At 48.8% G+C, this 22,108-nt stretch carries 25 protein-coding genes; 13 read left to right on the top strand and 12 right to left on the bottom strand.

The window, feature by feature from the left end; translation table 11 throughout:
* Positions 1-35 precede the first annotated feature (35 nt).
* Positions 36-398: a hypothetical protein gene (locus L985_RS01880; protein ID WP_047391778.1), complete on the bottom strand. Its 363-nt coding sequence runs from the start codon at positions 396-398 to the stop codon at positions 36-38.
* Complete coding sequence (locus L985_RS01875) at positions 395-835, bottom strand: hypothetical protein (protein ID WP_047391782.1); 441 nt, start codon at positions 833-835, stop codon at positions 395-397. Before L985_RS01875 ends, L985_RS01880 begins: the two co-directional genes overlap by 4 nt.
* 149 nt (positions 836-984) lie before the next feature.
* Here L985_RS01875 and L985_RS01870 point away from each other — a divergent pair, with 149 nt between their 5' ends.
* The 4 genes from L985_RS01870 to L985_RS01855 are packed head-to-tail and all read left to right on the top strand — an operon-like array spanning position 985 to position 3,759.
* Positions 985-1,665 (top strand): ABC transporter ATP-binding protein, encoded by a 681-nt coding sequence (locus L985_RS01870; protein WP_052169401.1) that lies wholly within the window; start codon positions 985-987, stop codon positions 1,663-1,665.
* Positions 1,658-2,656, top strand: a complete 999-nt coding sequence (locus L985_RS01865) for an ABC transporter permease (protein WP_047391791.1) — start codon at positions 1,658-1,660, stop codon at positions 2,654-2,656. The genes L985_RS01870 and L985_RS01865 overlap by 8 nt, the downstream gene beginning before the upstream one ends.
* 48 nt (positions 2,657-2,704) lie before the next feature.
* A complete protein-coding gene (locus L985_RS01860; RefSeq protein WP_047391795.1) occupies positions 2,705-3,355 on the top strand; it encodes a Type 1 glutamine amidotransferase-like domain-containing protein in 651 nt (216 codons plus the stop codon).
* Positions 3,352-3,759 (top strand): NUDIX hydrolase, encoded by a 408-nt coding sequence (locus L985_RS01855; RefSeq protein ID WP_047391798.1) that lies wholly within the window; start codon positions 3,352-3,354, stop codon positions 3,757-3,759. The genes L985_RS01860 and L985_RS01855 overlap by 4 nt, the downstream gene beginning before the upstream one ends.
* A 47-nt stretch (positions 3,760-3,806) precedes the next feature.
* Here the strand turns inward: L985_RS01855 and L985_RS01850 are convergent, their stop codons facing one another.
* Positions 3,807-4,898 carry a GGDEF domain-containing protein gene (locus L985_RS01850; RefSeq protein ID WP_047391801.1) on the bottom strand — a complete coding sequence of 364 codons (1,092 nt, stop codon included), beginning with the start codon at positions 4,896-4,898 and terminating at the stop codon, positions 3,807-3,809.
* A gap of 145 nt (positions 4,899-5,043) precedes the next feature.
* Between L985_RS01850 and L985_RS17000 the strand changes: the two genes are divergently transcribed.
* The 3 genes from L985_RS17000 to L985_RS01840 all read left to right on the top strand — a co-directional run bounded on the left by L985_RS17000 (position 5,044) and on the right by L985_RS01840 (position 7,495).
* Positions 5,044-5,220, top strand: a complete 177-nt coding sequence (locus tag L985_RS17000; protein WP_023466867.1) for a hypothetical protein — start codon at positions 5,044-5,046, stop codon at positions 5,218-5,220.
* A gap of 89 nt (positions 5,221-5,309) precedes the next feature.
* Positions 5,310-6,944, top strand: a complete 1,635-nt coding sequence (locus L985_RS01845; RefSeq protein WP_047391808.1) for a methyl-accepting chemotaxis protein — start codon at positions 5,310-5,312, stop codon at positions 6,942-6,944.
* Between the two features lie 113 nt (positions 6,945-7,057).
* Positions 7,058-7,495, top strand: a complete 438-nt coding sequence (locus L985_RS01840) for a sunset domain-containing protein (protein WP_047391811.1) — start codon at positions 7,058-7,060, stop codon at positions 7,493-7,495.
* 42 nt (positions 7,496-7,537) lie between these two features.
* Here the strand turns inward: L985_RS01840 and L985_RS01835 are convergent, their stop codons facing one another.
* Positions 7,538-8,065: an NUMOD4 domain-containing protein gene (locus L985_RS01835; protein ID WP_052169402.1), complete on the bottom strand. Its 528-nt coding sequence runs from the start codon at positions 8,063-8,065 to the stop codon at positions 7,538-7,540.
* Between the two features lie 132 nt (positions 8,066-8,197).
* Here L985_RS01835 and L985_RS01830 point away from each other — a divergent pair, with 132 nt between their 5' ends.
* The gene (locus L985_RS01830; protein WP_047391814.1) at positions 8,198-8,776 is read left to right on the top strand and encodes an AAA family ATPase; all 579 of its coding nucleotides are present in this window, start codon (positions 8,198-8,200) and stop codon (positions 8,774-8,776) included.
* 38 nt (positions 8,777-8,814) lie between these two features.
* On the opposite strand, the gene L985_RS01825 is transcribed toward L985_RS01830, so the two are convergent.
* Genes L985_RS01825 through L985_RS01815 form a run of 3 tightly spaced genes read right to left on the bottom strand, consistent with a single transcriptional unit; the run spans position 8,815 to position 11,243 of the window.
* Positions 8,815-9,156 carry a GNAT family N-acetyltransferase gene (locus L985_RS01825; protein WP_047391817.1) on the bottom strand — a complete coding sequence of 114 codons (342 nt, stop codon included), beginning with the start codon at positions 9,154-9,156 and terminating at the stop codon, positions 8,815-8,817.
* Positions 9,157-10,203 carry a DNA alkylation repair protein gene (locus L985_RS01820; protein WP_047391821.1) on the bottom strand — a complete coding sequence of 349 codons (1,047 nt, stop codon included), beginning with the start codon at positions 10,201-10,203 and terminating at the stop codon, positions 9,157-9,159.
* On the bottom strand, positions 10,200-11,243 hold the full coding sequence (locus L985_RS01815; RefSeq protein ID WP_047391825.1) for a bifunctional transcriptional activator/DNA repair enzyme AdaA: 1,044 nt from the start codon (positions 11,241-11,243) through the stop codon (positions 10,200-10,202). The genes L985_RS01820 and L985_RS01815 overlap by 4 nt, the downstream gene beginning before the upstream one ends.
* 161 nt (positions 11,244-11,404) lie before the next feature.
* Between L985_RS01815 and L985_RS01810 the strand changes: the two genes are divergently transcribed.
* The 4 genes from L985_RS01810 to L985_RS01795 all read left to right on the top strand — a co-directional run bounded on the left by L985_RS01810 (position 11,405) and on the right by L985_RS01795 (position 15,923).
* Entirely contained in the window at positions 11,405-11,983 is a 579-nt protein-coding gene (locus L985_RS01810; protein WP_047391828.1) for a class I SAM-dependent methyltransferase, read from the top strand.
* Positions 11,958-12,647 carry a response regulator transcription factor gene (locus L985_RS01805; protein ID WP_047391831.1) on the top strand — a complete coding sequence of 230 codons (690 nt, stop codon included), beginning with the start codon at positions 11,958-11,960 and terminating at the stop codon, positions 12,645-12,647. Before L985_RS01810 ends, L985_RS01805 begins: the two co-directional genes overlap by 26 nt.
* Positions 12,644-13,993 carry a sensor histidine kinase gene (locus L985_RS01800; protein WP_047391834.1) on the top strand — a complete coding sequence of 450 codons (1,350 nt, stop codon included), beginning with the start codon at positions 12,644-12,646 and terminating at the stop codon, positions 13,991-13,993. Before L985_RS01805 ends, L985_RS01800 begins: the two co-directional genes overlap by 4 nt.
* 136 nt (positions 13,994-14,129) lie before the next feature.
* The gene (locus L985_RS01795; protein ID WP_047391837.1) at positions 14,130-15,923 is read left to right on the top strand and encodes an acyltransferase family protein; all 1,794 of its coding nucleotides are present in this window, start codon (positions 14,130-14,132) and stop codon (positions 15,921-15,923) included.
* A gap of 51 nt (positions 15,924-15,974) precedes the next feature.
* Here L985_RS01795 and L985_RS01790 read toward each other — a convergent pair whose 3' ends face one another.
* From L985_RS01790 to L985_RS01780, 3 genes are all read right to left on the bottom strand, one after another.
* Positions 15,975-16,964, bottom strand: a complete 990-nt coding sequence (locus L985_RS01790) for a copper resistance D family protein (protein ID WP_084642204.1) — start codon at positions 16,962-16,964, stop codon at positions 15,975-15,977.
* The gene (locus L985_RS01785; RefSeq protein WP_052169404.1) at positions 16,961-17,488 is read right to left on the bottom strand and encodes a copper resistance CopC family protein; all 528 of its coding nucleotides are present in this window, start codon (positions 17,486-17,488) and stop codon (positions 16,961-16,963) included. The genes L985_RS01790 and L985_RS01785 overlap by 4 nt, the downstream gene beginning before the upstream one ends.
* A 63-nt stretch (positions 17,489-17,551) precedes the next feature.
* Positions 17,552-18,916, bottom strand: a complete 1,365-nt coding sequence (locus L985_RS01780; protein WP_071908738.1) for a copper amine oxidase — start codon at positions 18,914-18,916, stop codon at positions 17,552-17,554.
* 245 nt (positions 18,917-19,161) lie between these two features.
* Between L985_RS01780 and L985_RS01775 the strand changes: the two genes are divergently transcribed.
* The gene (locus L985_RS01775) at positions 19,162-20,169 is read left to right on the top strand and encodes a hypothetical protein (protein ID WP_052169405.1); all 1,008 of its coding nucleotides are present in this window, start codon (positions 19,162-19,164) and stop codon (positions 20,167-20,169) included.
* Between the two features lie 66 nt (positions 20,170-20,235).
* On the opposite strand, the gene L985_RS01770 is transcribed toward L985_RS01775, so the two are convergent.
* Entirely contained in the window at positions 20,236-20,709 is a 474-nt protein-coding gene (locus L985_RS01770; RefSeq protein ID WP_047391843.1) for a FixH family protein, read from the bottom strand.
* Positions 20,702-22,069 carry a PepSY-associated TM helix domain-containing protein gene (locus L985_RS01765; protein WP_029343245.1) on the bottom strand — a complete coding sequence of 456 codons (1,368 nt, stop codon included), beginning with the start codon at positions 22,067-22,069 and terminating at the stop codon, positions 20,702-20,704. The genes L985_RS01770 and L985_RS01765 overlap by 8 nt, the downstream gene beginning before the upstream one ends.
* Positions 22,070-22,108: the final 39 nt, after the last annotated feature.

Below are 22,108 nucleotides of genomic sequence, written 5' to 3'. Positions count from 1 at the left end.
TGCGTAGCGTTTTTTCTACTTAGAGTGACTAAATACTATCTGCCCTCTTCACCTAACTCTTTTTTCATCACTTTGTTTTGAATCGCATTCATCACAATCGGTATTTGCACGACCAGATTCAAGACACTCATTCCAAGAACCAGTTGACTGGCTGTCAATGGCTTGAAGTATCCTTCGCCGTATCTTTCTCCTAAGCTGAGCGCAATCCCATACGAAATCGCAAACGAGACCATGTTGCCGATGACGATGTATTTCGGTTTTCCACTCCGTGCAAGTGAATATGATAGAACACCAAGTCCAAACAAAAATAAGGCATACCCTAATATCGAACCCGTTTTCCAATCGAGGTAAGGTCCTAGCCACGCAAACGGAATCAGATACAATAGTGCTCGTTTCATTGTTCATCCTCCCATTCTTCATCTTCTCGATTACTCCCCGCGTCATAATAACCGTATAGCAGTTCTCGAATCATCCACCATCCAGGTGGATAGATATTTGATCCTGAAAGTTTCTCTGTACCGTTTTCTGTCATCACATGAATTTCCCAGGCCGTTCCGTCCATCATCCTAAGACTTTCAGGATCCGTGTACTCTCGCCATTCATCGGCATTGAATAAATCTGACCACATGTCGATTAGATAGATGTCCTCTTCCGTCAGCTTTCTGAATAACGGATGGTCTTCTTCATCTAGAAAGAGAAGCCCCTTCGGATACCATGGACCTAGTAATCCTTCCTCATCTTCCGCACGAACCCTTCGACTTGCACGGTCCCACCAAAACGTCTGTCCTCTTCCCATGCCGGATTCCCGAAAATAAATTCGCTCGACTGTTTGCATCGTGATCATCCTCTAAAATTGATATTTCCATTATAGCCCATTTGTTATTTTTAACCTGTTACATTTTTTACTATGGTTCTGCTGATTTCTGTTGCTGTGAAACATTTTTCTCCTTCTATCAGTAAATGTAGTGAAAGGAGATGGTTCACATGCATGTATCCATTCAACAAGCCGGTTATGACGTCGGTCAGCCCGTCTTACAAGAGATTGCGTTTGCTTTACAGCCTGGATCCATCACCGGTTTGATTGGTACAAACGGTGCAGGAAAAAGTACGACAATTCAAGCGATGTTCGGTACGCTACCGTGGGTCGAAGGAGAGATCGATTTACCGGTCTCACTCGCCTATATTCCGGAACAGCCAACCTATTATGAATATTTGACGCTCGCCGAGCACCTTGAGCTGGTCGCTTCGCTCCACGAGACGGATCATGCCTATACAGAACAACTCTTAAAGACGTTTGAACTGCGTGCTGTCACAAATGACTATGTATCTTCTTTCTCTAAAGGAATGAAACAGAAGGTGATGCTCGTCTGTGCTTTGATGCAACGCGCGGACTGCTTGATCATCGATGAACCGTTCGTTGGTCTCGACGCGGTCGCAACGATTCGGTTATTGCATGTACTCGAAGCAGAACGAACGCGTGGCGTAGCGATTCTGCTCGTCACTCATGTCCTTGATTCCGCGGAACGGCTTTGTGACGACTTCGTCTGGATTGATCAGGGACGCATCAAACATCAAGGAACACTCGCTCAAATCGGTGAAGCCTCTGGTCAGCCAGGTGCCCGCTTATTTGACATCATGGAAGCGATGGTGCTCGAACATGATTGAAACCTTTTTGAAGCAACGGATCCGTCGGCGACATGCTGAACAACGTCGCTTCTTCCGAGAAATCTTCGACTGGACGATCTTGCTGTATCTCGTCGTTCCAGTCGGTCTGTTCATCATCTATGAGACGGTTCAAATCTTAAACGGTCAAGCGGACTGGGTTCAAACAGTTCCGGTCGCTTGGATTTTACTCGGATGGATTCTGTATGGATTCCTGCCCGCCTTTTACGCCTGGTTCGAACCGGCAGATCGCCTCTTCTTCAAACCGGTTCCTGGAGCGATCGTTCGAATGAAGTGGTATTCCGTTCGGTATCACTTCGTGAGGATTTTTCTAATGACTGCCGGATTACATCTACTCTGTTTTCCGTTACATAGCATCCGGTTTGACCAATCTAGTATCACAGTACTGCTGATTAGTCTCGTGCTCTCTTTGCTCCAACCGTTCTTTAGCTTTTGGACATATCGGTTATCTGGACAACGGTTCTTGCGGAAATGGAGCGGTCATCTCGTCCTGGCAACAGGACGCATCACTCTGTTGCTCCTGCTTTGGCTTCAACCGCATCCTGTCCTCTTCGTCGTCGCACTGTGTGTGGTGCTGCTCGGATCCCTTCATGTCCGGCACTGGTCACGGCGTGAGGACGGATTAACGGAGGATATCCTGTTGTCGACGAAACGACAGTCGAGTTTATCGGCGACCGTCCTTGAATTGAACGGTGCCTTACCGAAGCCGTCTCACCGAAAGCGTCCGTTCCTTCATCTGCGATTATTCAAGCAGACGCACCATCAACTTCCACTGATCACGTATCTGCGGGATCCGAGTAAGCGTCGCTTCTTGCTCCAGCTATTTGCTGCGATGAACTACGGTCTTCTCGTTTTACCATGGATCGGACGCGTACTCGTTTTCGCTTTCGTCCTGTTTGTTCTCTTTCAAGAACGGAAACAACATCACACATGGTTCCGCAGACAATCGTTCTACCAGCATATTTCCAATTGATGGATTTCTGCTATACTTTTTCTAATACATGGTTGGAGGGATGACTTCATGCATACTCATTTATTCTTATTCGGAGGCGGTCCTCCTTTTACACCGAACTTACGAACACGATTTGCTACATTAACGAATGGTGGACCGGTCGCGATTCTATACGTTCCGCGGACTGGTAAGGACTGGACGAACTACGCCTCAATCTATACGAAGCCGTTAGAGGAAGATGGGATCTCGTCGTTCGTCCATCTGCCACTGTCTGACGCACCAACGGACGAACAACTTGCACAACTACAGCAGTGTCAAGGCATCATCATCTCCGGTGGCGAGACCGAATTGTATCAGCAATACTTGGTCGCTACACCGATCGGTGACATCATTCAGTCGTGTTTCGCAGATGGTGTTCCGGTCGCCGGCTTTTCAGCCGGTGCCCTCGTTTCGCCTGAACGGTGTGTGATTCCGGAGATCGACCAACGCGACAATCAACGTCTTCGTTTGCCTGGTCTTGCCTTACTGAAAGACGCGGTCATCTGTGTCCATTACGAGACGTGGGGCGAAGCTGCTCATCTCATGCAATCCTTTACGGAAGAAAGCACAGACCGTGCCTTCGGTCTTGCTGACGAGAGCGGGATCTATCTACGCGATCAGTACCTCGTCGAAACAGAAGGAACCGATCCTGTCGTATTGTCGCGGAGTCCCGTCAGATGACAGCGATCGTTCCTGCCGTCAAAGGCATCATCATTCACGAGCAACGTCTCCTGATCGTCCGCCGGGCTGCTGCTGACTTCGGTGGCGGGACATGGGAATGTCCGGGTGGCAAGATCGACTTCGGTGAATTGCCAGTCGACAGTCTCATTCGCGAGATTAAAGAAGAGACACAATTGACCGTTACGCCGAAGCATCTGCTCTATGCCTCGAGCTTCCTGACGCATCCCAATCGGCAAATCATTCTCTTGATGTACGTCTGCGCGACGAATCAAACAGACGTTCAATTATCGGCAGAACACGACGCCTATCTCTGGGCGGACGAAACAACGATCCGTCAGGTGATTGCGCCGAATATTCTCGCTGATTTTGAACGCCATGATGTATTTTCGTTACTGCATCACTAAACACAACTGCCCCGCCTGACCAATCGGTCGAGCGAGGCAGTTGTTATTTACAGCAAAGGGTCTCGATAACAGACGACGCGATTTCGTCCGGTTTGTTTGGCTTCATATAACGCTAAATCTGCCTTTTGGACGGTCTCAAATACGGTCGATGCTTGATCAGAAGAGGCAACCCCTAGCGATAACGTGACATGAAACACCGGATGTTCCTTATAGACGAAGTGTTGATCAGCACAGGCAGAACGAATCCGCTCCCCCAGTCGTTCCGCTTGTCGGAGTGGTACGTCCGGCAACAGTAAGACAAACTCCTCACCACCGTACCGACCGACGACTCCTTGTTCCGGACTATACGATTGCAAGAGATGACTGAGTTGCCGTAAGACGACGTCGCCCCCTTCATGACCGTATGTATCGTTGATTGATTTAAAATGATCGAGATCGAGAATGAGTACGGAAAAGACCGTTCCGTTTTGAGCGTACTCGGCTAACGTCTCATCCAGTTTTCGGCGATTTCCCAGTTGCGTCAGCCCATCTGTTAAAGCCAGTTCTTGTTGCGTGTGCACGAATAAAAAGTGTTTCCGGAGTTCTTGTAAGAAACGATAGGTCACGTAACCACCAATCATGATGACGATGATATAGACGAGCGCAATCTCTAAAAACCGCTCGAACGTGTTCGTCAATAAATAGAGCGCCGGTAAGCTGTATGCGATACCTGTTCCAAGCAACACGAGATAATCCTTCATTCGCTGAGCAGCAAATCGGCGATAAATCGTCGCTGTCACGAGTAACGCGACACAGATCAAGGTCGTCAGGATCAGCCCCTCGTATTCGCCAGCCGGTGTCACCGCAAATCGGGCACCGATGATGAACAGCATCGTGACGCTACCGCTGACTAACCCTCCGTAAAAGTACGCCGTAACAAGTGCAACGAGACGCAAATCAATCTTTGCGACGTCATAGGAGATACTGTTGAAAATCAACAGCGCACCAATCAAACCCGCGATACAACCGATTGCGAGTCGGACTTGTAAGGAGGAGTTGGGTGAGATCCGCTCGATTCGTCGTAGCGGTAAAAAGGCGAACAGCAATGTCGCAATCAATAGGGAAAAGTTCAACAACAATGAATTGAGCAACGTAAGCACGACGACATCCTCCTCATTCCATTTCAGATGTTTACTCTATTCCCGTCAGATTACACATTCCCCTCTTTTTCCAAGGTTTTCAAACAAGAAGAGAGGGAATCAAACAAATATGTCTATCGTCTACATCATTAAGGGGGAATCTTTCATGGATCGTCAAGCCGAAAAACGAAAAAGTAAGATGCCGTTCTTCATCATTCTCGTCATCGCCATCTTCGTCATCGTTGCTGCTGCGTTGATCATTTACGTCACATCTGAACCAAAAGAAGAGACACAAGCACTTATGACACATCTTGCGACTGTCCTACCAATTTACGTGAATTAGATTCACAAGACCTTTACACAAGCCGTACAACACCTTCATACATGTTGCTTCATCTCCTTCCGATAGGTACACGGGAGGAGATGTTTTTTATGCTTATGAAAAAACGATTACTGGCACAACAATTAAATGGATGGTTGATTCCGATCGTCGCCATCGGACTGATCGTGATCAGCGGTCTAAGCGTCTACGCTTCCTATCAACAATCCGTCGCAGCAACCGAGGAACGGCTGATGCGTGAATTAACGATGTTCGATGCGAATGTCCGGGCAACGTTTCTGGCGTACCCGGATGACGCAGCAGACCGCTCACGTGCCATTAAACGATTGCAACAGCAACAGCGAACCGACTTATCACGTGACGACTACACGGTTCGCTTCCAAAGCCTGAACACGAGTGAGGCGTTCCGACCGTTGACACTCGAACCAACCAAACGAAAACAACTACTGCAGCACTTAAAAAATGCGCGTACATATGCCTTTTCGCATCAAGATCAGTTTCTAGTAGCGATGACGATTCCAGAACTCGATGACGTCATCTTGCTGACAACCGATCGTGATAAATTAATCGCCCCTGCTCGAGATTTAGCTTGGACACTCGTCTGGGTCAGTGTGATCACACTTGTCAGCATCAGCCTCTTGATCCGCTGGCGGATTCAACGCCAACTGGCACCGTTATCGAAACTCGCCTTACAAATTGAAGAAGCGCATGCGAAGCGATCGTATCGTCCATTAACGCTCAAGACGACGACCTTTGAGTTACAACAGCTGACGTTTCAATATAATCAGTTGATGCAACAAATTAATGACTTAACGACGGAGATGCAACAAGCAAGTCAGGAACTTGAGTCCGTCCAGCCCCACTTTTCCTCGCGCTTATCGGCGATGGATCAATCGGTCCAAGCCGTCGATGAAGTCGCCGGTTCTTTACTTGCGCAATCGACGCAGATGGATCAGACGATCGTCGCCTCGACACGTTTGACTGCCCAAGGACACGATGCGTTAAGCGAAATGCAAACGACACTTCTGAACAGTCAACATGCCGTAACCCGTTTTCAACAGACTGTTCAGACGAATCACACGACACTTGAGACCTTACAAGAGGAAAGCCAGTTGCTGAAGGAACAATCCACGACGACAGAGCAGATTTTGCAACAGACCTCACATCTACAGCAACAGATGGAAACCTCGATTTCGCACATCCAGCGCGTTGCTGAAGAGACGCGCCGCTTGTCGCTGAACGCGTTAATTGAGGCAACCCGTGCTGGAGAAGCTGGTCGCGGCTTCACGGTCGTCGCTAAAGAGGTCGAAAAACTAGCAATCGATATTAGGACGAGTACGGACCATATCCGGCAGGTCAATCAGACCTGGACGGCGGGACTCGATCAAGTCGAACAAGCGCTCTCGCAAATGACGGAACGGTTTCTCTCGACGTCACAACAGCTCGAGGCGGCAACGGAGCATTTAAAACAGATGCTAACCGAAGCGACAACGATTGAGACGACACTGGGTACCGTGGAACACCAACGCCAGATCGTCGCAGATGTTCAGTCGAACATGCAGGAACATCTACAGTCTGTTCAACAGTTGATGTCGGAGCTCTCGTCCTACAGCCAGGTGCTCGGGGAACAGATGCAACACCACGTCACCCAGCAGACGGAACTGAAGACACATAGTGCGGTACTTGAGTCGCGGATCAGTTCGTTACAACAAACTATAAAAAATTAATTTTTTACATTTTTCCTAGTATTAATCTTTAAATTACAATATTTACTTATCATTTAATATGAAATAAAATGTTTTTTGGTAGGTAATTTTATATTTAAGGGGTTAATGAATCAATGGAAGAAAAGAAAAAGAAAAAAGGCGGCTGTTGTGGCTGTGGTTGTCTCATCTTCATTATTTTAATTTTCTTAGGCGCTTGTGGCGCTATTTTTGGAGAAGATGACTCTGACGATAAAGACAATAATACAAAGAGTCATCAATCTACTAAAGACTTGGACTCTGATGATCATAAAAATAACACTGAAGAAAAAAATGATACTAAAGCTAAGGAAGAAGCTGATGCTAAAGCTAAGGCAGAAGCTGACGCTAAAGCTAAAGCAGAAGCAGACGCTAAAGCTAAGACTTGCTTAAATATTCGGGGTAATATCTCTAGTTCAGGTGAGAAAATATATCACCTTCCTAATCAAAGGTTTTATAGTAAAACGGACCCTGAACAAGTTTTTTGTACAGAAGGTGCAGCTGTAAGTGCTGGATATCGCAAATCAAAAATCTAACTAAAAGTACCGGATATCTCATTTGATATCCGGTACTTTTAGTTAGCTAATAAATTTCGCTTCCTTCTTATCGATGATGTTGCGAATCCGGTTCTCCGTCACCTGATACTGCTCTGCCAATTGACGGGTTGTTTTCCCTTTTTCGTACTGCGCGCGAATCGTTCGAATCTGAAACGGTGACAGCGTCACATGTTGACCTAACAAGAGATCGAACTCACCAAGCAGTTCGTTATACTGCTGATCGATTGAAGGTAGAATTTCTAAATTCGACAACTGATCGTCAGCTCGTTTACCATTGCGTCGAACGAGTTGTGCTTCTGTGACGTCCATCGTTAGAAAAGCTTGTGCAACGAGTAAACCGACCTGCACCCGCTCTCCTCGACCACATTGATAGAGCGTGACTTTCCGGTACCCTTCCAGATTGAGCCGTGGACGGAGCAAGACACCTTTTCGGCGTTGCTGGACACCGCGACACGTCACGATCGTCCGGTCGAGCGACCTTACGCGACCAAGTGATGAGACTTCATATATACCTACATAGCCGATGACGGCTTTCCATTGTTCTTGCATGATTGTCCTCCTTCAGACAAGGACACGACGGGACTTCATACCTGAATTATATCAAATTACGAACAAACGTTCTAGTTATGTCACTCGTCGGAATGTGCTATTCTTAGCAGAAAAAGGAAATGAGGTTCGTCCATGAAATTTGTCTTGTTACTTGGTCCGCAAGCGGTCGGAAAGATGACGATCGGTCAGGAAATCGAACGGTTGACGGAGATGAAAGTCTTCCATAACCACCAGACGATCGACCTGTTATTGCCTTATTTTGATTTCTCAGAACCCGCACACCACCGTTTAAAGGATACGATCCGCCGCGAAATGTTCAAGGAAATGGCGAACAGTTCGCTTGAAGGTGTTCTGTTTACATTCCTCTGTCTATTCGGCGTCGAAGGCGGTGGTCTCGAGTTCATCGAAGAGACGGTCGAATTATTCGAACAAGCAGGTGCTGACGTCTATATCGTGGAACTGGATGCGCCAGTCGCAACACGCCTGCACCGGAATACGACCGAAAACCGATTGACGCATAAAGTAACGAAGCGCGATCTCGCTGCTTCTGAACAGGACTTACGCGAGACGACAGACGGATACCGGACACGTTCGCTGCCAGGCGAACTACCGGACGTCAACTATCTCTTCCTTGATACGGAACAACTAAGTGCACGCGAAAGCGCTGAAGCGATTTGCGATCATTTCAACTGGTCCAAAACAACGGTCTAATCACAAACGAGCCCCGTCCTACTCAAGCAGGCGGGGCTTTAGTGATAGAGTTCGCGTGCATATCGATTCGCTTGCAACTGGAATCCGTTCCGACGCCAGACCGCCGCGCTGCCTGCTTCGCCGTAGACACGCGTCAGTAATAACGTCCGCGCGAGATACGATAGAATCGATGTCAGTGCTTCCCTGATGTACCCGCGCTGATCGTCCTCATCCGTCGTCGTGTAACGTAAGTTTCCGGTCGATCCATTCCATGTGAAGGTAATCGTTCCGACGATCGTTTTCTCACGTAACGCATGCAGCGTCCACTTACAACCCGATTCTTCATCCGTTGCTTCGACAAACAATCGTGACGTCGTAAAATCCGGATGTCGTCCTTTCATTCAGCTCTCCTCCTCGACCTCAAACGTTGCTGTCGCGTAAACCTCTCCGTTAATTAAAATCGTTAATGTATGTGTACCAGGATAATGGACACGCGTCGTCATGTTCCGAAACGATTGGCGTCGTTCGACTTGTAAGACACCTTTAACTTCCCGCTCCCGCAGTTGAAACACCTTCCGACTCGTTCCACGTTGTTTGACGTAATCGATCGCGTACTCTAAGCGCAAACGTTGTGGAACGGAACTCGTCACCGTGAACGAGAAGTCGAGTTCTCCACCGATCGTCACTGGAGAAACGACTAAGTTCGTGACCATCACTTCACCTTGCGTGACATGTCCGAATAACTGTAAGACTTCTGGATTCCCACGCTTCAGTAACGTCCGGGAAGCGTGACGTAAAATCCAGTCCGTGTTCGGATCTGTTCCTAAGTGACGTTCGATCCGCTCGATCAGGTATTCCGGATGTGTCTTTGAAATATCATTCAAGTGATTGGCGACGCTCTTTCGAACATAGAGTGATGGATCCTGCAGTAACGCATCAAGAATCGGTAACGCCGGTCGCGGATCAGCAATCAAACGCGGAATTGCTTGTCCCCATGGTAGACGTGGTCGTGTCCCTTCAGACGCTAAGCGCCGAACATGTTCATCGTCTGATGTTGTCCATTTGAGCGCTTGCTTAAGATAGCGTTCTTGATCGACAAGTAGAAAACGGCGAACCGCGAACTCCGACGTCGAATGTGGCGTCAACTTGGCAAGTGTCGCTAGCGCAAGCGTCCAGTCAGTAAGGTCTGCCGTTCGTTCGACGTACTCTGGAAAAACAATTCCCGGTAGCCCGGTAAACTGCGGCGCGAGTCGCTCTAGCTCCGGCACCGAGTCCGGAAACGGTGACAAAATCGTCTCCAGTGTCTCCGCCACACGGCGGACACGTTGTTTAAACGCGAGTTCATTCCAGTCCCCCTGTTCGACTCGTCTTCGAAAATCTGGTACATCGACCGCCACGCCTAAGCGGTCGAGCCAACTCGGTGAAAACACATCTTTAATCAAACTCATCCTTCATCCAGTCCCCTCTGTGTGCGCTCCAGTTTGAGCAATGTTTCCTTGCGTGCGAGCCCACCCGCGTATCCACCTAAGTCTCCGTTCGTCCGAATGACCCGGTGGCACGGAATGACGATTGCCAGTTGGTTCGCCCCATTTGCCCGTGCGACGGCACGAACGGCAGTCGGCTGACCGATCCGGATCGCCAGTTCTTGATAGGAGATCGTCTCCCCACTCGGAATCCGTTCGAGTTCTTCCCAGACGCGGCGTTGAAAGGGTGTCCCGTATCGCATCAAGGGTGTTTGAAACGATATCGGCTCTCCTTTGAAGTAGCGACGGAGCTCCGCTTCAATTTGTCCAAAGACCGGTGATTCCCCGGGAACGATGACGGCGCGCGCTTTTTGACGCATCTGTTCGATTTCCCGCTCGAGTCCCCGTCGGTCGACGAACTCGAGCAGATGTAAAAGCTGATCGTCGGCAATCGCCAGCATCGAACCGAGTGGTGTATCGAGCCATTTCGCGCGTAAAACTTGCCCGTCAAAGCGTGATGGCGCCTGTCCGAGAATCCGTGCTGATGCCTCACGAAAACCACTGCTGGATTCATAACCACCGGCTAACTGTCCTTCGATGACCGGTTTACCGGTCCGGATCTCCTTCATCGCTAAACCCATTCGCCGTGCCCGGGCATAGGCGACAAACGTCATTCCGAAGCGCTTCTTGAACTGACGGCGTGCCGTTGATTCATCAAGACCAAGTGCTCGGAAATCCGCTTCCTTGAATCGTTTGTCCGGTTCTGCTTCGACCGCTTCGATCAGACGCTGAACCGTACCATGATCCCCGGGATATGCGAGTGGATGACACCGACGGCACGGTCGATACGAGGCAAGCAATGCCTCTTGCGCCGTCTCGAAAAACTCACAGTTCTCTGCTTTCGGTTTTCGTGCCGGACACGTCGGACGGCAAAAGATGCCGGTCGTCTTGACGCCGACGAAAAACGTTCCTTCATATGTCGCGTCCCGGCGAACGAGCGCTTCATAATACGTGCGGTGTTCCATCGCCTTCCCCTCCTTTGTCTTTAGTATAACGGCTTGTCTGGTTACAATGTCGCCGAAAATCAGGCATCGATTTTTTAAGATTCACTTAAGAAACATCATCCTGTTTTCGAAAGGGACGACGTGCATACTACATGCTATACTCAACGGAAAGTAGGGTTTTCATGTTTGATTTCTTAAAAGAAGCACTTCACGCTCCACTGCGCGTCGGAGCGGTCGCACCGAGTAGTCCACGTCTTGCCGAAATGATGGCACGACGCGCCGTCGCCGATCGTCCGCGCCAGATTCTCGAAGTCGGAGCCGGTGACGGGGCAATCACAAAAGCTTTGCTAGCCGCTCGTTCACCGGAGACACATCTTTTGATTTGTGAACAGAGCGAAACGTTCCGCCCCGCACTCGAGCAGTTGCTGGCTCAGGAAACGAACGTCACCCTCTTCATTGGTGACGTTCAAGGATTATCTGGTTCGTGGAGCGGACAGATCGACGTCATCGTCAGTGGTCTCCCGTTTGCGTCGTTCCCAGCAACATTACGGCATGACCTATTGGCACAGTTCCAAACATTATTACGACCAGGCGGTCACTTCATCGCCTTTCAATACACTCGGTTCCAGTTCAAGATGTTCCGGGATTATTTTCAAGAACACAGTTATTCGCACACGCTCTACAATCTTCCCCCGGCTTATGTTTTCGAGGGGGTACAACAGGAGGAATCTACACATGCCTACGCTCTTGATCGTCGATGATGAGGCGGATATTCGTCAATTGCTTCGACTCTATTTAACCAATGAATGTCACGAAATCATTGAAGCAGATAATGGCGAGGAGGCGTTAGCGATCCTTGCTTCGCGTCCGGTTGATGCGATGTTACTCGATGTGATGATGCCGGTTCGTGATGGCTTCTCGACCGTTCAGGCGGCGCGCGCTGCTGGTCACACGTTACCCGTCTTGATGCTGACGGCGAAACGCGAAGACATGGATAAGATTCAAGGCTTGACCTTTGGCGCGGATGATTACATCGGTAAACCGTTCAATCCACTCGAAGTCGTCGCCCGCGTCAAGGCGCTGTTACGCCGCGTCAGCCAGTATCATGTCCCAACTACAACTTCAGCGGTTCAGGTCGGTCCGTTCACACTTAAAGAAGACGAACGCGTCATCTTTAAATATGATGTGCCACTCGCCCTGACCCGCCGTGAATTTGATTGCCTGGCGCTCTTCTTGAGTCATCCCCGTCGTGTCTTCTCGGCTGACGATCTCTATGAACGGGTTTGGCAAGAAGAAGCACTCAGCTCCGCGTCGAACGCCGTCATGGTCTTGATCCATAAGCTCCGCGACAAAATCGAAGATGTCCCGAAAGAACCCCGTCACTTCCAGACTGTCTGGGGTGTCGGTTATAAGGTCGAACCATGAGACGGATCAAACTGACGGTCTGGATGCTTGTTCTGCTATTACTTGCCGCACTGTTAAGTACTACACTCGCTTGGTTGCTTGCTAGCCAGTTCCCGATTGGTACGAAGACCGTTCCTCGGTACTATTACACGACAGAGCAAGAAGTCGTCCAAGACGTTAAACGTGATATCGCCCGTTACGAGAGCAGACAATCGCCGAATGGTCCTTACGAATGGGCTGTTTACAGTGCCGATAGTCGACGCATCGACGCGTCTGATGAGTATCCGCAAGGCTTGACGCCGAGCCGGTTACTGGCTGCTCAAACACCGACCGAGCGAGAGCCGTCTGACACGGGAACGATTCGGACATTGCACCATATTGAAGCGATTTCCTTACCAAATGGTGAGTCTGGCTTTTTCCTGACGGTACAAACAAACAAGCCGAGACTGAATGAATATCAAGTCGGTAATCCGAATGCGTTCTTCATCTTGCAGGTCGTCTTGTTCATTCTCTTTTTACTGCTTTTGACGCGTTGGATCGCTAAATTGTTCCGGGAACTCGAGCGACGACTCGAACGGTTGACGGTCGAACCACCGCCGACCGAATCGCTCCCACCGGTCAAAGGACCGAAGGAGTTCAAATTGTTCGCGCAATCGATCGAACGGATTGAACAGGAACTCCGGACGTTACGGATGCGTGATCAGGAACGGTTCGTTCAGCAGTTACGATTGATCACCAGTCTATCGCATGACTTACGAACGCCCCTGACTTCAATCCAAGGCTTCATTCAATGGCTGACGGAAAAACATGAGACGTTATCTGCGACCGAGCGCACGGAGCTGCTAGCGATCGTCACCCGCCAGTCGGAAACGCTCGCCGCCCGAATCGATGAACTGTTCACGCTCGCTAAATTATCGAACACTGATTATCCAGTCGAACGAACATCACTTGATCTCGTCACACTGACGGAACAAGTCCTGGAGCTGTTTCCTGGCACTTTCGCTACTGTTAATGGTCCTGCACACGCGACTCTCTTCGCCGATCCGATGCTCTTACGGCGCCTGCTCGAGAACCTGATTCGCAATGCAACACTTCACGGGACAGGTGACATTCGGATTTCGATCAAAGAAGAAACAGAAGGCATCCAGCTCATCTGCTCGAATGCGATTGAGTCGACCTATATGCTAGAGGAACTAAACGAATGGCTGACACCTTTCGGGACATCTGACGCATCGCGTTCTTCCGGCGGTTCCGGTATCGGTCTGTCGATCGTTCAACAAATCATGGCACGTCATTCAGGTAGTGTCGAGTTGAATTCAAAAGACAACCGCTTCATCGTGACCTGTCGTTTTCCACGTGTTTCGTAAGCCTGCATCCGACGCTTTCGTCGGGTGCATTTTTTAGTCAGGTTGTTACTTCTTAGACACTTCTTTGAAATTGGAATTCGATACACTAAAGACTGTTAGAAATTAGTTGTCGTTTTAAAGGAGTTGTTCGTGTCTTATGAAATCCTCGTCTCGTTCGATTACATATATGCCAGGGCTTGATGGCTTACGTGCCTTCGCCGTCCTATCTGTCATTCTCTACCATTTATCCGTTTCATTCTTCTCTGGTGGTTTCCTCGGTGTTGATCTCTTTTTCGTCCTATCCGGTTACCTGATTACCGGTCTCTTGTTGCGCGAGTGGCAAACGACCGGACGCCTCGACTTGAAACGTTTTTGGATTCACCGCTTCCGTCGCCTGTTCCCAGCCTTATTCGTCATGCTGTTACTCGTTCTCGGGTACGTGACCGTCTTTGAACGCGACCTGTTGCATACGGTCCGCCAAGATAGTGCCTTTGCGCTCATTTACGGAACGAACTGGTGGTATATCTTCCATGACGTCTCGTATTTCGAGTCGTTCGGCAAACCGTCACCGATCCAAAATCTATGGTCACTCGCAATCGAAGAGCAGTTCTATCTGCTATTCCCGATCTTACTTTGGTTCGGAATGAAAAATCGTCGACTGTTCCTGCAATTGATTGGCGTTGCGATTGGCGCATCCGTGCTCGCGATGGCGATTCAGTTCACAGCCGGTGAAGACCCAAGTCGCGTTTACTACGGTACGGATACCCGCTTATTCGCCTTGTTGATCGGCAGTCTGCTCGCGTTTGCGTGGCAACCGACCCGCTTTAAGCTCGATATCCCAAAACGCGGTATCCGGTTATTGAATCAAACGGGCGCTGTCTCTTTGCCACTCTTGCTTATACTAATGATCGTCACAAGTGAGTTCGGAAGCTTCTTATACCGGGGTGGCTTTTTCCTTGTCGCCGTTCTTGCTGCGCTATTGATTGCTACGATCGCCCACCCGGCGTCGATTTGGAGTCGCTGGTTTGCGCATCCGGCACTCGTTGCGATCGGCAAACGATCGTACGGTTTATATCTCTGGCATTTTCCCGTCATTACGCTGATGACGCCAGTCGAGCAGATCGGAACGTTTTCATTGCTTCGGACCGTGTTGATCGTCGTCGTGCTGGTTGCGTTAACCGAAGCATCGTATCGCTTCATCGAACGTCCGATCCGTCAGCATGGTCTGTCCGGTTACTTAAAACGTCTATCGTTACATCCGCGACAGTTACGTCAGTTTTCAAAGATGCAGTGGACGAGTGTTGCCGTATTAACGGTTCTCGTCGTCAGCTTCATTGGTAACTTATCGATTCTTGCTGTCTCCGATACACCGAAGCCAGAACCTGCTTTTCATAAGGTAGCGGCGCCGAAAGAAAAACCGAAACCGGTCCTGAAACCGACGACACCGAAAGAAAAGCCCGACCAGCGAAAAATCTGTCGACCGACGCTTGCGATCGGTGATTCAGTATTACTCGGTGTCGAAGATTATCTCGGCAGCACACTCAAGCAATTGACGATTGATGCGAAACTCGGTCGCCAGCTCCGGGAGGCGATTCCATTGAGTCAACAATACGCCGCATATAACCAACATGGACGCCAAGTCATTCTTCATCTCGGAACGAACGGTAGCTTCCGGAAGGATCAGTTGAATAGTTTACTCGATCAATTCGCGAATGCCGATCACGTCTATCTGGTGACAGCACGCGTCCCGCGTCCGTGGGAAGCAGAAGTCAATCAGATGTTACGCGAGGCCTCGAAACGAAAACGGGTCGAGCTGATCGACTGGCATGCTGTTGCCGTCAAGCATCCGTCTTACTTCGAAGCGGATGGCGTTCATTTGAATATCAAGGGCGCACGTGCCTATTCGAAGATTCTTGCCAAAGCAACGAATTGCGCTGTTTCAACGAAATAAAACCACGTCAAACAAGGTAGCGGAACGATCCGCTACCTTGTTTTTTCATGTTCACCCTGTCGCCAGCAACCCAAGATAAATCAGACTGACGCTGAATAAGCTCAGCAAGACACCCACTGCATGGCGACGATACCCGAGTAAGAGCAGTGGTAAGGTCGCGATACCGATCATCAAGACCCATCCGTCCCCTGCTGGACTACTGGTCGGTAGTTGCCCTAGCGTCGGTTGTTCTAGACGACTGAGTGATGCACTCGCCATGAACAGCAATACTAAAATGATACTCTCCATTCGAATTAACGATCGCGGATCGTACGTTGAGTCAAAACGCAACCGGCGCCGGACGAGCGTGCCATTACAGAAGGCGTAGAATAAAAGCGGCAACAGCAGGAGGTGCTTCAGCAACAATGCTTGACCGTATGGCACACCCCAAAGATTCGGATAACGTTCAAGTGGAATCGCCAGTTGCATCAGCAACAGCCCCGACAGGATGACACCGATAAAAGCAATCCGGGCAAATGGACTGAACCAACTTAAAAAGGCAGACCAACGCTCGGTCGAGCGAGCACCGATGGCTATCCAAAATACGACACCGATCCAAGCTGTCACACATAAAAAGTGACTAAACTGAAGTGTCCATCCGAGAGCACCATATTTCGCTGCAGCGTGACTCGTTCCTGCGATACCAATCCATAATGGGATCGTCAAAAGTGCGAGGAGGACGGACCGTTGTTTTTGCCACGCGAGTACAATCAATATGAGTAAGGCAGCGAAGTAAACGACAAGAAACATCCGACCGATGTGTAATTCCAGTAAACCCGTTCGCAGAGCCGCTGTCATCGTTTGCGTCGAAAGCAGAAAACGAACGGCACCGATGACTGGGATACTCGTTCCAAGAACAAGCATCCCGAGTCCCGCTACCGCCCATGACGTACCGTCCATTAATGGTGGTTTGCGTTTCGTTGAGATGAAGCGTAATACCAAATAGCCCATCCAAAGCGCACCACCCATGTAGACGAGTAGTTCTCCTACGAACGCACTCATGTCGTGCGACGACGTAACAAGAGAAGGATGACGATACTGATTAACAGTCCCCCGACGATCCAAGGAAGCAGTGTCGGAACGAGTCCTTTTGAAACTGGCTCCGCTTCAGGAACGACTGCTGCTTTTGTTTCCATCGGCTCAGCCTTTTCTACAGTGCTTGTTTCAGCTTTTGCTGCACCCAGTACCGTAAAACGGATCGTTCCTTTAACGGGATGACCATCATCTGAAATCGACGCCCACTTGATCGTGTATTTCCCTTCCGTTAAAGGCTCTGAGACGACGGCACTGAGTTCATTTCCAATGATCAGTGGTTTTGCAAGAGGCTGTTCGACGCCATTCGCGTCTACTACACGTAAGGTACTTGTTTTTTCAACAGCCTCACTGAACGTCAACCGGATCCGATCGACGGGTTCAGATAATGCCGATCCCTCTGCCGGATTCGAGCTTTTTAAACTCGTGTGTGCTTCGACGGATATGGGCAACAGACAAATCAGGAATAGAAGTACAAATCGGATGATGCGCATGTCGTTTACCTCCTTTCTGCTTGATGTGTAAAAGAAAACCCGCTGTTGCCAGCGGGTCGTCCTTTATTGTTGCGGGCGACGACGGAGTGCGAAGAATCCAAGGATCGATGCTGCTGCGATACCAAGCAGTGACCAAACGATACCTGTCGTCGATGATTCTTGCATACCACCGAGACCTGTGTTCGGCATTCCAGGCGCACCTTTGAATTTATCTGGGAACTGATCGACGATTGCTGTCGCAGTCCCTTCCCCTACGCCGTACATATGCGCGTACGCTTCGCGAATCGCTGGGTACGTTTTGTCGTAATCTTTTTCATTGTAGCTATTGAAGGCAAGTAAGAGTTGGTCGATGTGGACCTTCAATCCTTCTTCCAAATCTTTCGCTTTTAAGCGACCTTCCGTTGCCGCATCGAGGAATGCTGCCTGTTCGACACGGTACTCATCAAGTTCCTTCACAGCCATGTCACGTGCTTGATCATCTTTCGCACCTGTTGCTTTGACATAGTCGACGAAGTAGCCGATGTGGCTCGACCAAATCTTCTTGAATTGTTGCGCTGCTTCGCTACCATAAACAGAGCCAATCGAAGCAGTCAGGTCATCCGTATTTTGATTCAAGGCACCAGCTGCCGCATCAAAGTCTTTTGCTCCGTCAATCCCTTTTTGCATCGCGAGCACTGCAAGCGCCGCGTGTTCAGAGAAGTTTCGGTTCAGTCCGGCACGAAGATCAGCTGCTGGTGTATCAACTTTCGTATTTTTGAATTTATCTGGGTACTGATCGACGATCGCACCAGATAACCCTTCTCCCACCATATACATATGCTCGATTGCTTTACGTAGATTACTGTAGGCAGCATCATAATCACCAGCAACGTAGCTATCAAACGATGTTAACAGTTGCGTGATATGGACTTTTAGTCCTGCTTCGAGATCCGCTGCCTTCAGACGTCCTTCCGTTGCTTTATCGAGGAACGCAGCCTGTTCGACACGATACTCATCAAGCTCTTTCAATGCTTTTTGTTTCGCGTCTTCGTCCTTGGCACCAGTTGCTTTGACGTAATCGACGAAGTAACCGATATGGCTCGCCCAGATTTCTTTGAAGGCAGCGCCTGCTTCTTCCCCGTAGACGGAACCAACAGCTGCCGATAAATCATCCGTGTTTTGATTCAAGGCACCGGCTGCCTGCTCAAAATCTTCTTTACCATCAATTCCTTTTTGCATCGCAACGACTGCGAGATACGCGTGTTCAGATAGAATTTGATCGAGTGTCGCTCGTAAATCCGATGCTGGAGATGAGACATCGAGGGAGACTTTTCCTGAACTGTGAGACATCTTACTATGGTCCTCATGACCATGTGCACTAACACCTGCTGCTGGAATCAACAATGCGGCACTAAGCGGAACAGCGAGATACGACTTTTTCATCTTCATCTTATGAACACCCCTTTGATTTTTTGGACTTCACATAGATAACGTAAGGAGTTCACGAATGGTTTTATCTTTTTACATTTTTTATTTAAAATATTTTTTCTAACGAAATAAACTTATGCAGCACTTTCATTATTTTTTAGTTTTTATTTACTCATTTCGCGAAACAGCCAACTTATTTTCTAATCATTTCATTAGAATCTTCTTATAACCTCATCTTTTATCTTTTATAGAACAGGAGTGGACTTATGAAACGGATTGTCATTGGCGCAGTACTTGCTTCGCTCGTCGTCTCGCAAGCAGTTGGACCTGTCGAAGCAAAAAGTAAAGCGAAGAAGAAACCTGTCGTGCAAGTCGATCGAGACAAAAATGGGATTCCAGATGCTTGGCAAAAACAATATCATTTGGGATATGGAAAACAAGTCGCGACAAAAGATCACGATCGCGACAGTTTGATGAATGCACAAGAGTATCAACTTCGCCTCAACCCTACAAAATCGGATTCGGACCGCGACGGAATCAAGGATGGGAAAGAAGATTCGGACCGCGATTCCCTTACGAATCAACAAGAATACACAGCGCATCTAAATCCGTTGAAGAAGGATTCCGATCAAGATGGTATTTCTGATGATAAAGAAGACCAAGATCAGGATCGATTGACGACACGAGAAGAATTCATCGTGGGTACGCAGCCACTGAAAAATGATTCAGATCGTGACGGCATCAAAGATAACGAAGAGGACCGCGATCAAGATACGCTTCTGAATGAAGACGAATTCGAACTTGGTTCTGATCCAACCAAAGCAGACAGCGATCAGGACGGGACTCGAGATGATCAGGAAGATACGGATCAAGACGGAGTTCAGAATGACCAAGAACTCAAACGGATCATGATCAAAGTGACGGATACGAATAAGAAAAAGTTCGAGTGGCGTTACAGTAATGAACATCAACGGAAAGAATTGCGCTTTAAAGACGAGATCGGTATTACTGACGTTGCGACGTTAAAAGATCGTCTTCTCGTCACACCATCGATGACGGAAGAAGAATTATTAACGTTAGTCGCACAGGCACTTCAATTGCCAAACATCAAAACGTTACACGTCCAGATCAAGTTCTATAATGGACAGGAACTCGAATCAGAAGATGAGCACTCGGATGACGATGATTCTTCGGATGACTCAGAAGATGATGATCAAGATGATGATTCAGACGATGACGGGGATGATCACGGAGATCATGGTGATGACGATTAATCGTCTATACGAAAAATGAGAGGGCGGAATAGTATTCCACCCTCTCATTTTTTATTTCCTTATTCTTCAATGATGGTGACCGCTACTTCCGTCAGCTGGTTTTGCTCCACCTTGTAAGATTTTTAAATCTTCTTTCGATAACTCACCGACGATGAACTGCCGTGTTGGCATGATCATCGTACCTTCACTGCTTGCATGCGCTTTGACATAATACAAACCGGATTTCGGTAGTGCCTTCGCAATCGTATAGACACCTGGCTTTGTCTCCTCTGCCGGTTCCATACTATAGCGTACTGTTCCATCCGCTTTCCAGATTTCGAAATGTACATAATCGACTTTTTGAACCGGTTTGGCTTCACGCCAGACTGTTGCTTCAAACGTCTGCTTTTTCTTGGCATCCGGTTGTAAGTCCTTTGGGATATTCATTTTGATCGATAACGGCTTAGCTACGGCATACTGTTCTGCTGCATCGGAATCGACCGCACAGCCAGCAAGACTCGTCGTCGTGACGAGCATGAGTGTTTGTATCGATTTACGCATTGAAGAACCTCCTTACACTCGGAATACGACGGATGACGAGGAAATCGACCAGCCAGACGACGAGCAACGATAGACCGACGAGCGGGAAGACGATTCCCAGCACGACAAGCACAGCGAGGAATCCTTTCAACATGAATGCTTTCGGTCCTTTCGGTGCCCCCATTCCTGTGCTTGGTTTTCGTTTCAACCAGAGATAGAAACCACTGACCGCTACGAGAATGATTCCAAGACAAATCAATAGACTGATCAATTGGTTGAACCAGCCGAATTCAGTTCCTTTGTGAAGCGTGATTCCGGTCGCGACGATTTTACCGACGACTCCATAGTTGTCATAACGGTAGTCAGCGAGCACGGCACCGGAATATTGATCGAGATGGATCGTCGCTTCATTCTGTGCTTTCGCTGGATACGCGGACAGTGTATAAACACCGCTCGGATCGCTTGGAATACTAATTTTAAAGCTTGGGTCCATTCCCTGTTGTTTACCGATCGCAACGATGTCATCGATCGAAGCCGGAACAGCTCCTTCGACTTTTGACTGCGGAACATCAAGTGTTTCAGCAGCCCATGGGACTTCCGCAATATCCTTCGTTTGAAGCGTTGACGTCGGTGCCTCCCCACCCCAGATGGACGGGGGATAGCCCAGTCCTTGGTTCGTGACGAGGGACTGGAAGTTTGCTCCCCAGAAACCGGACCACGGTAAGCCAGTCAAGATCAGGAACAGCATCCCTGCTGTGATCCAGAATGCCGGAACGGCGTGGAGATCACGACGAAATAGCTTCTTTCCTTGACGCAATCGCGGAAACAATACGCCGGCCACCCCTTTTTCTTTACGCGGGAACCACAAGAATAATCCTGTCACGATCAAGACGATTGCCCAACAGGCAACGAGTTCAACGAATCGGTCGCCGGTCGTTCCCGCCATCAGTTCTCCGTGGATCTCTTCGATTTTATTCATGATCCGGTCATCGTCTGATAATGTTCCGATGATTTTCCCGGAATACGGATTGACGAAGACGGTCGCCGACATGTCTGGTGACGACACCTTCACTTCACTGGATCGATTGTCGGATTCACCCGGTCGGTACGACGTGACGAGTGCATCGGGATACTTCGCTTTGACGCGATCGATCTGTTCCGTTGCCGTGATGCGATCTGCTTTTGGTGTGACTTCATAATACGATTGATACAGTACGTTTTCGATTTGCGGCTTAAAAAGATAAATGGATCCTGTCACAGCAAGCATGACGAGGAACGGCGCAAAAATGATACCAGTATAAAAGTGCCACCGCCAAATCGTCCGGTAAGCAGAAGAAGTCGGTGCTTTTTTGACCGTCTCTTCTGTCTGCATGAGATTCATATGTATCCTCCTCTAATAATAAATATGTCCACTCTGTGA

The organism is Exiguobacterium sp. ZWU0009 (assembly GCF_000798935.2).
In the GTDB taxonomy this organism is placed as follows: Bacteria; Bacillota; Bacilli; order Exiguobacteriales; family Exiguobacteriaceae; genus Exiguobacterium_A; species Exiguobacterium_A acetylicum.
Note: the sequence above shows the minus strand (reverse complement) of the source record. Positions and strands in the feature narration are given on the sequence as shown.

Bases quoted from the DNA above. Each gene is read 5' to 3' on its own strand.
- L985_RS01880 (WP_047391778.1), bottom strand. From the start codon at position 398: ATGAAACGAGCACTATTGTATCTGATTCCGTTTGCGTGGCTAGGACCT.
- L985_RS01875 (WP_047391782.1), bottom strand. From the start codon at position 835: ATGCAAACAGTCGAGCGAATTTATTTTCGGGAATCCGGCATGGGAAGA.
- L985_RS01870 (WP_052169401.1), top strand. From the start codon at position 985: ATGCATGTATCCATTCAACAAGCCGGTTATGACGTCGGTCAGCCCGTC.
- L985_RS01865 (WP_047391791.1), top strand. From the start codon at position 1,658: ATGATTGAAACCTTTTTGAAGCAACGGATCCGTCGGCGACATGCTGAA.
- L985_RS01860 (WP_047391795.1), top strand. From the start codon at position 2,705: ATGCATACTCATTTATTCTTATTCGGAGGCGGTCCTCCTTTTACACCG.
- L985_RS01855 (WP_047391798.1), top strand. From the start codon at position 3,352: ATGACAGCGATCGTTCCTGCCGTCAAAGGCATCATCATTCACGAGCAA.
- L985_RS17000 (WP_023466867.1), top strand. From the start codon at position 5,044: ATGGATCGTCAAGCCGAAAAACGAAAAAGTAAGATGCCGTTCTTCATC.
- L985_RS01845 (WP_047391808.1), top strand. From the start codon at position 5,310: ATGCTTATGAAAAAACGATTACTGGCACAACAATTAAATGGATGGTTG.
- L985_RS01840 (WP_047391811.1), top strand. From the start codon at position 7,058: ATGGAAGAAAAGAAAAAGAAAAAAGGCGGCTGTTGTGGCTGTGGTTGT.
- L985_RS01835 (WP_052169402.1), bottom strand. From the start codon at position 8,065: ATGCAAGAACAATGGAAAGCCGTCATCGGCTATGTAGGTATATATGAA.
- L985_RS01830 (WP_047391814.1), top strand. From the start codon at position 8,198: ATGAAATTTGTCTTGTTACTTGGTCCGCAAGCGGTCGGAAAGATGACG.
- L985_RS01825 (WP_047391817.1), bottom strand. From the start codon at position 9,156: ATGAAAGGACGACATCCGGATTTTACGACGTCACGATTGTTTGTCGAA.
- L985_RS01820 (WP_047391821.1), bottom strand. From the start codon at position 10,203: ATGAGTTTGATTAAAGATGTGTTTTCACCGAGTTGGCTCGACCGCTTA.
- L985_RS01815 (WP_047391825.1), bottom strand. From the start codon at position 11,243: ATGGAACACCGCACGTATTATGAAGCGCTCGTTCGCCGGGACGCGACA.
- L985_RS01810 (WP_047391828.1), top strand. From the start codon at position 11,405: ATGTTTGATTTCTTAAAAGAAGCACTTCACGCTCCACTGCGCGTCGGA.
- L985_RS01805 (WP_047391831.1), top strand. From the start codon at position 11,958: ATGCCTACGCTCTTGATCGTCGATGATGAGGCGGATATTCGTCAATTG.
- L985_RS01800 (WP_047391834.1), top strand. From the start codon at position 12,644: ATGAGACGGATCAAACTGACGGTCTGGATGCTTGTTCTGCTATTACTT.
- L985_RS01795 (WP_047391837.1), top strand. From the start codon at position 14,130: ATGAAATCCTCGTCTCGTTCGATTACATATATGCCAGGGCTTGATGGC.
- L985_RS01790 (WP_084642204.1), bottom strand. From the start codon at position 16,964: ATGAGTGCGTTCGTAGGAGAACTACTCGTCTACATGGGTGGTGCGCTT.
- L985_RS01785 (WP_052169404.1), bottom strand. From the start codon at position 17,488: ATGCGCATCATCCGATTTGTACTTCTATTCCTGATTTGTCTGTTGCCC.
- L985_RS01780 (WP_071908738.1), bottom strand. From the start codon at position 18,916: ATGAAGATGAAAAAGTCGTATCTCGCTGTTCCGCTTAGTGCCGCATTG.
- L985_RS01775 (WP_052169405.1), top strand. From the start codon at position 19,162: ATGAAACGGATTGTCATTGGCGCAGTACTTGCTTCGCTCGTCGTCTCG.
- L985_RS01770 (WP_047391843.1), bottom strand. From the start codon at position 20,709: ATGCGTAAATCGATACAAACACTCATGCTCGTCACGACGACGAGTCTT.
- L985_RS01765 (WP_029343245.1), bottom strand. From the start codon at position 22,069: ATGAATCTCATGCAGACAGAAGAGACGGTCAAAAAAGCACCGACTTCT.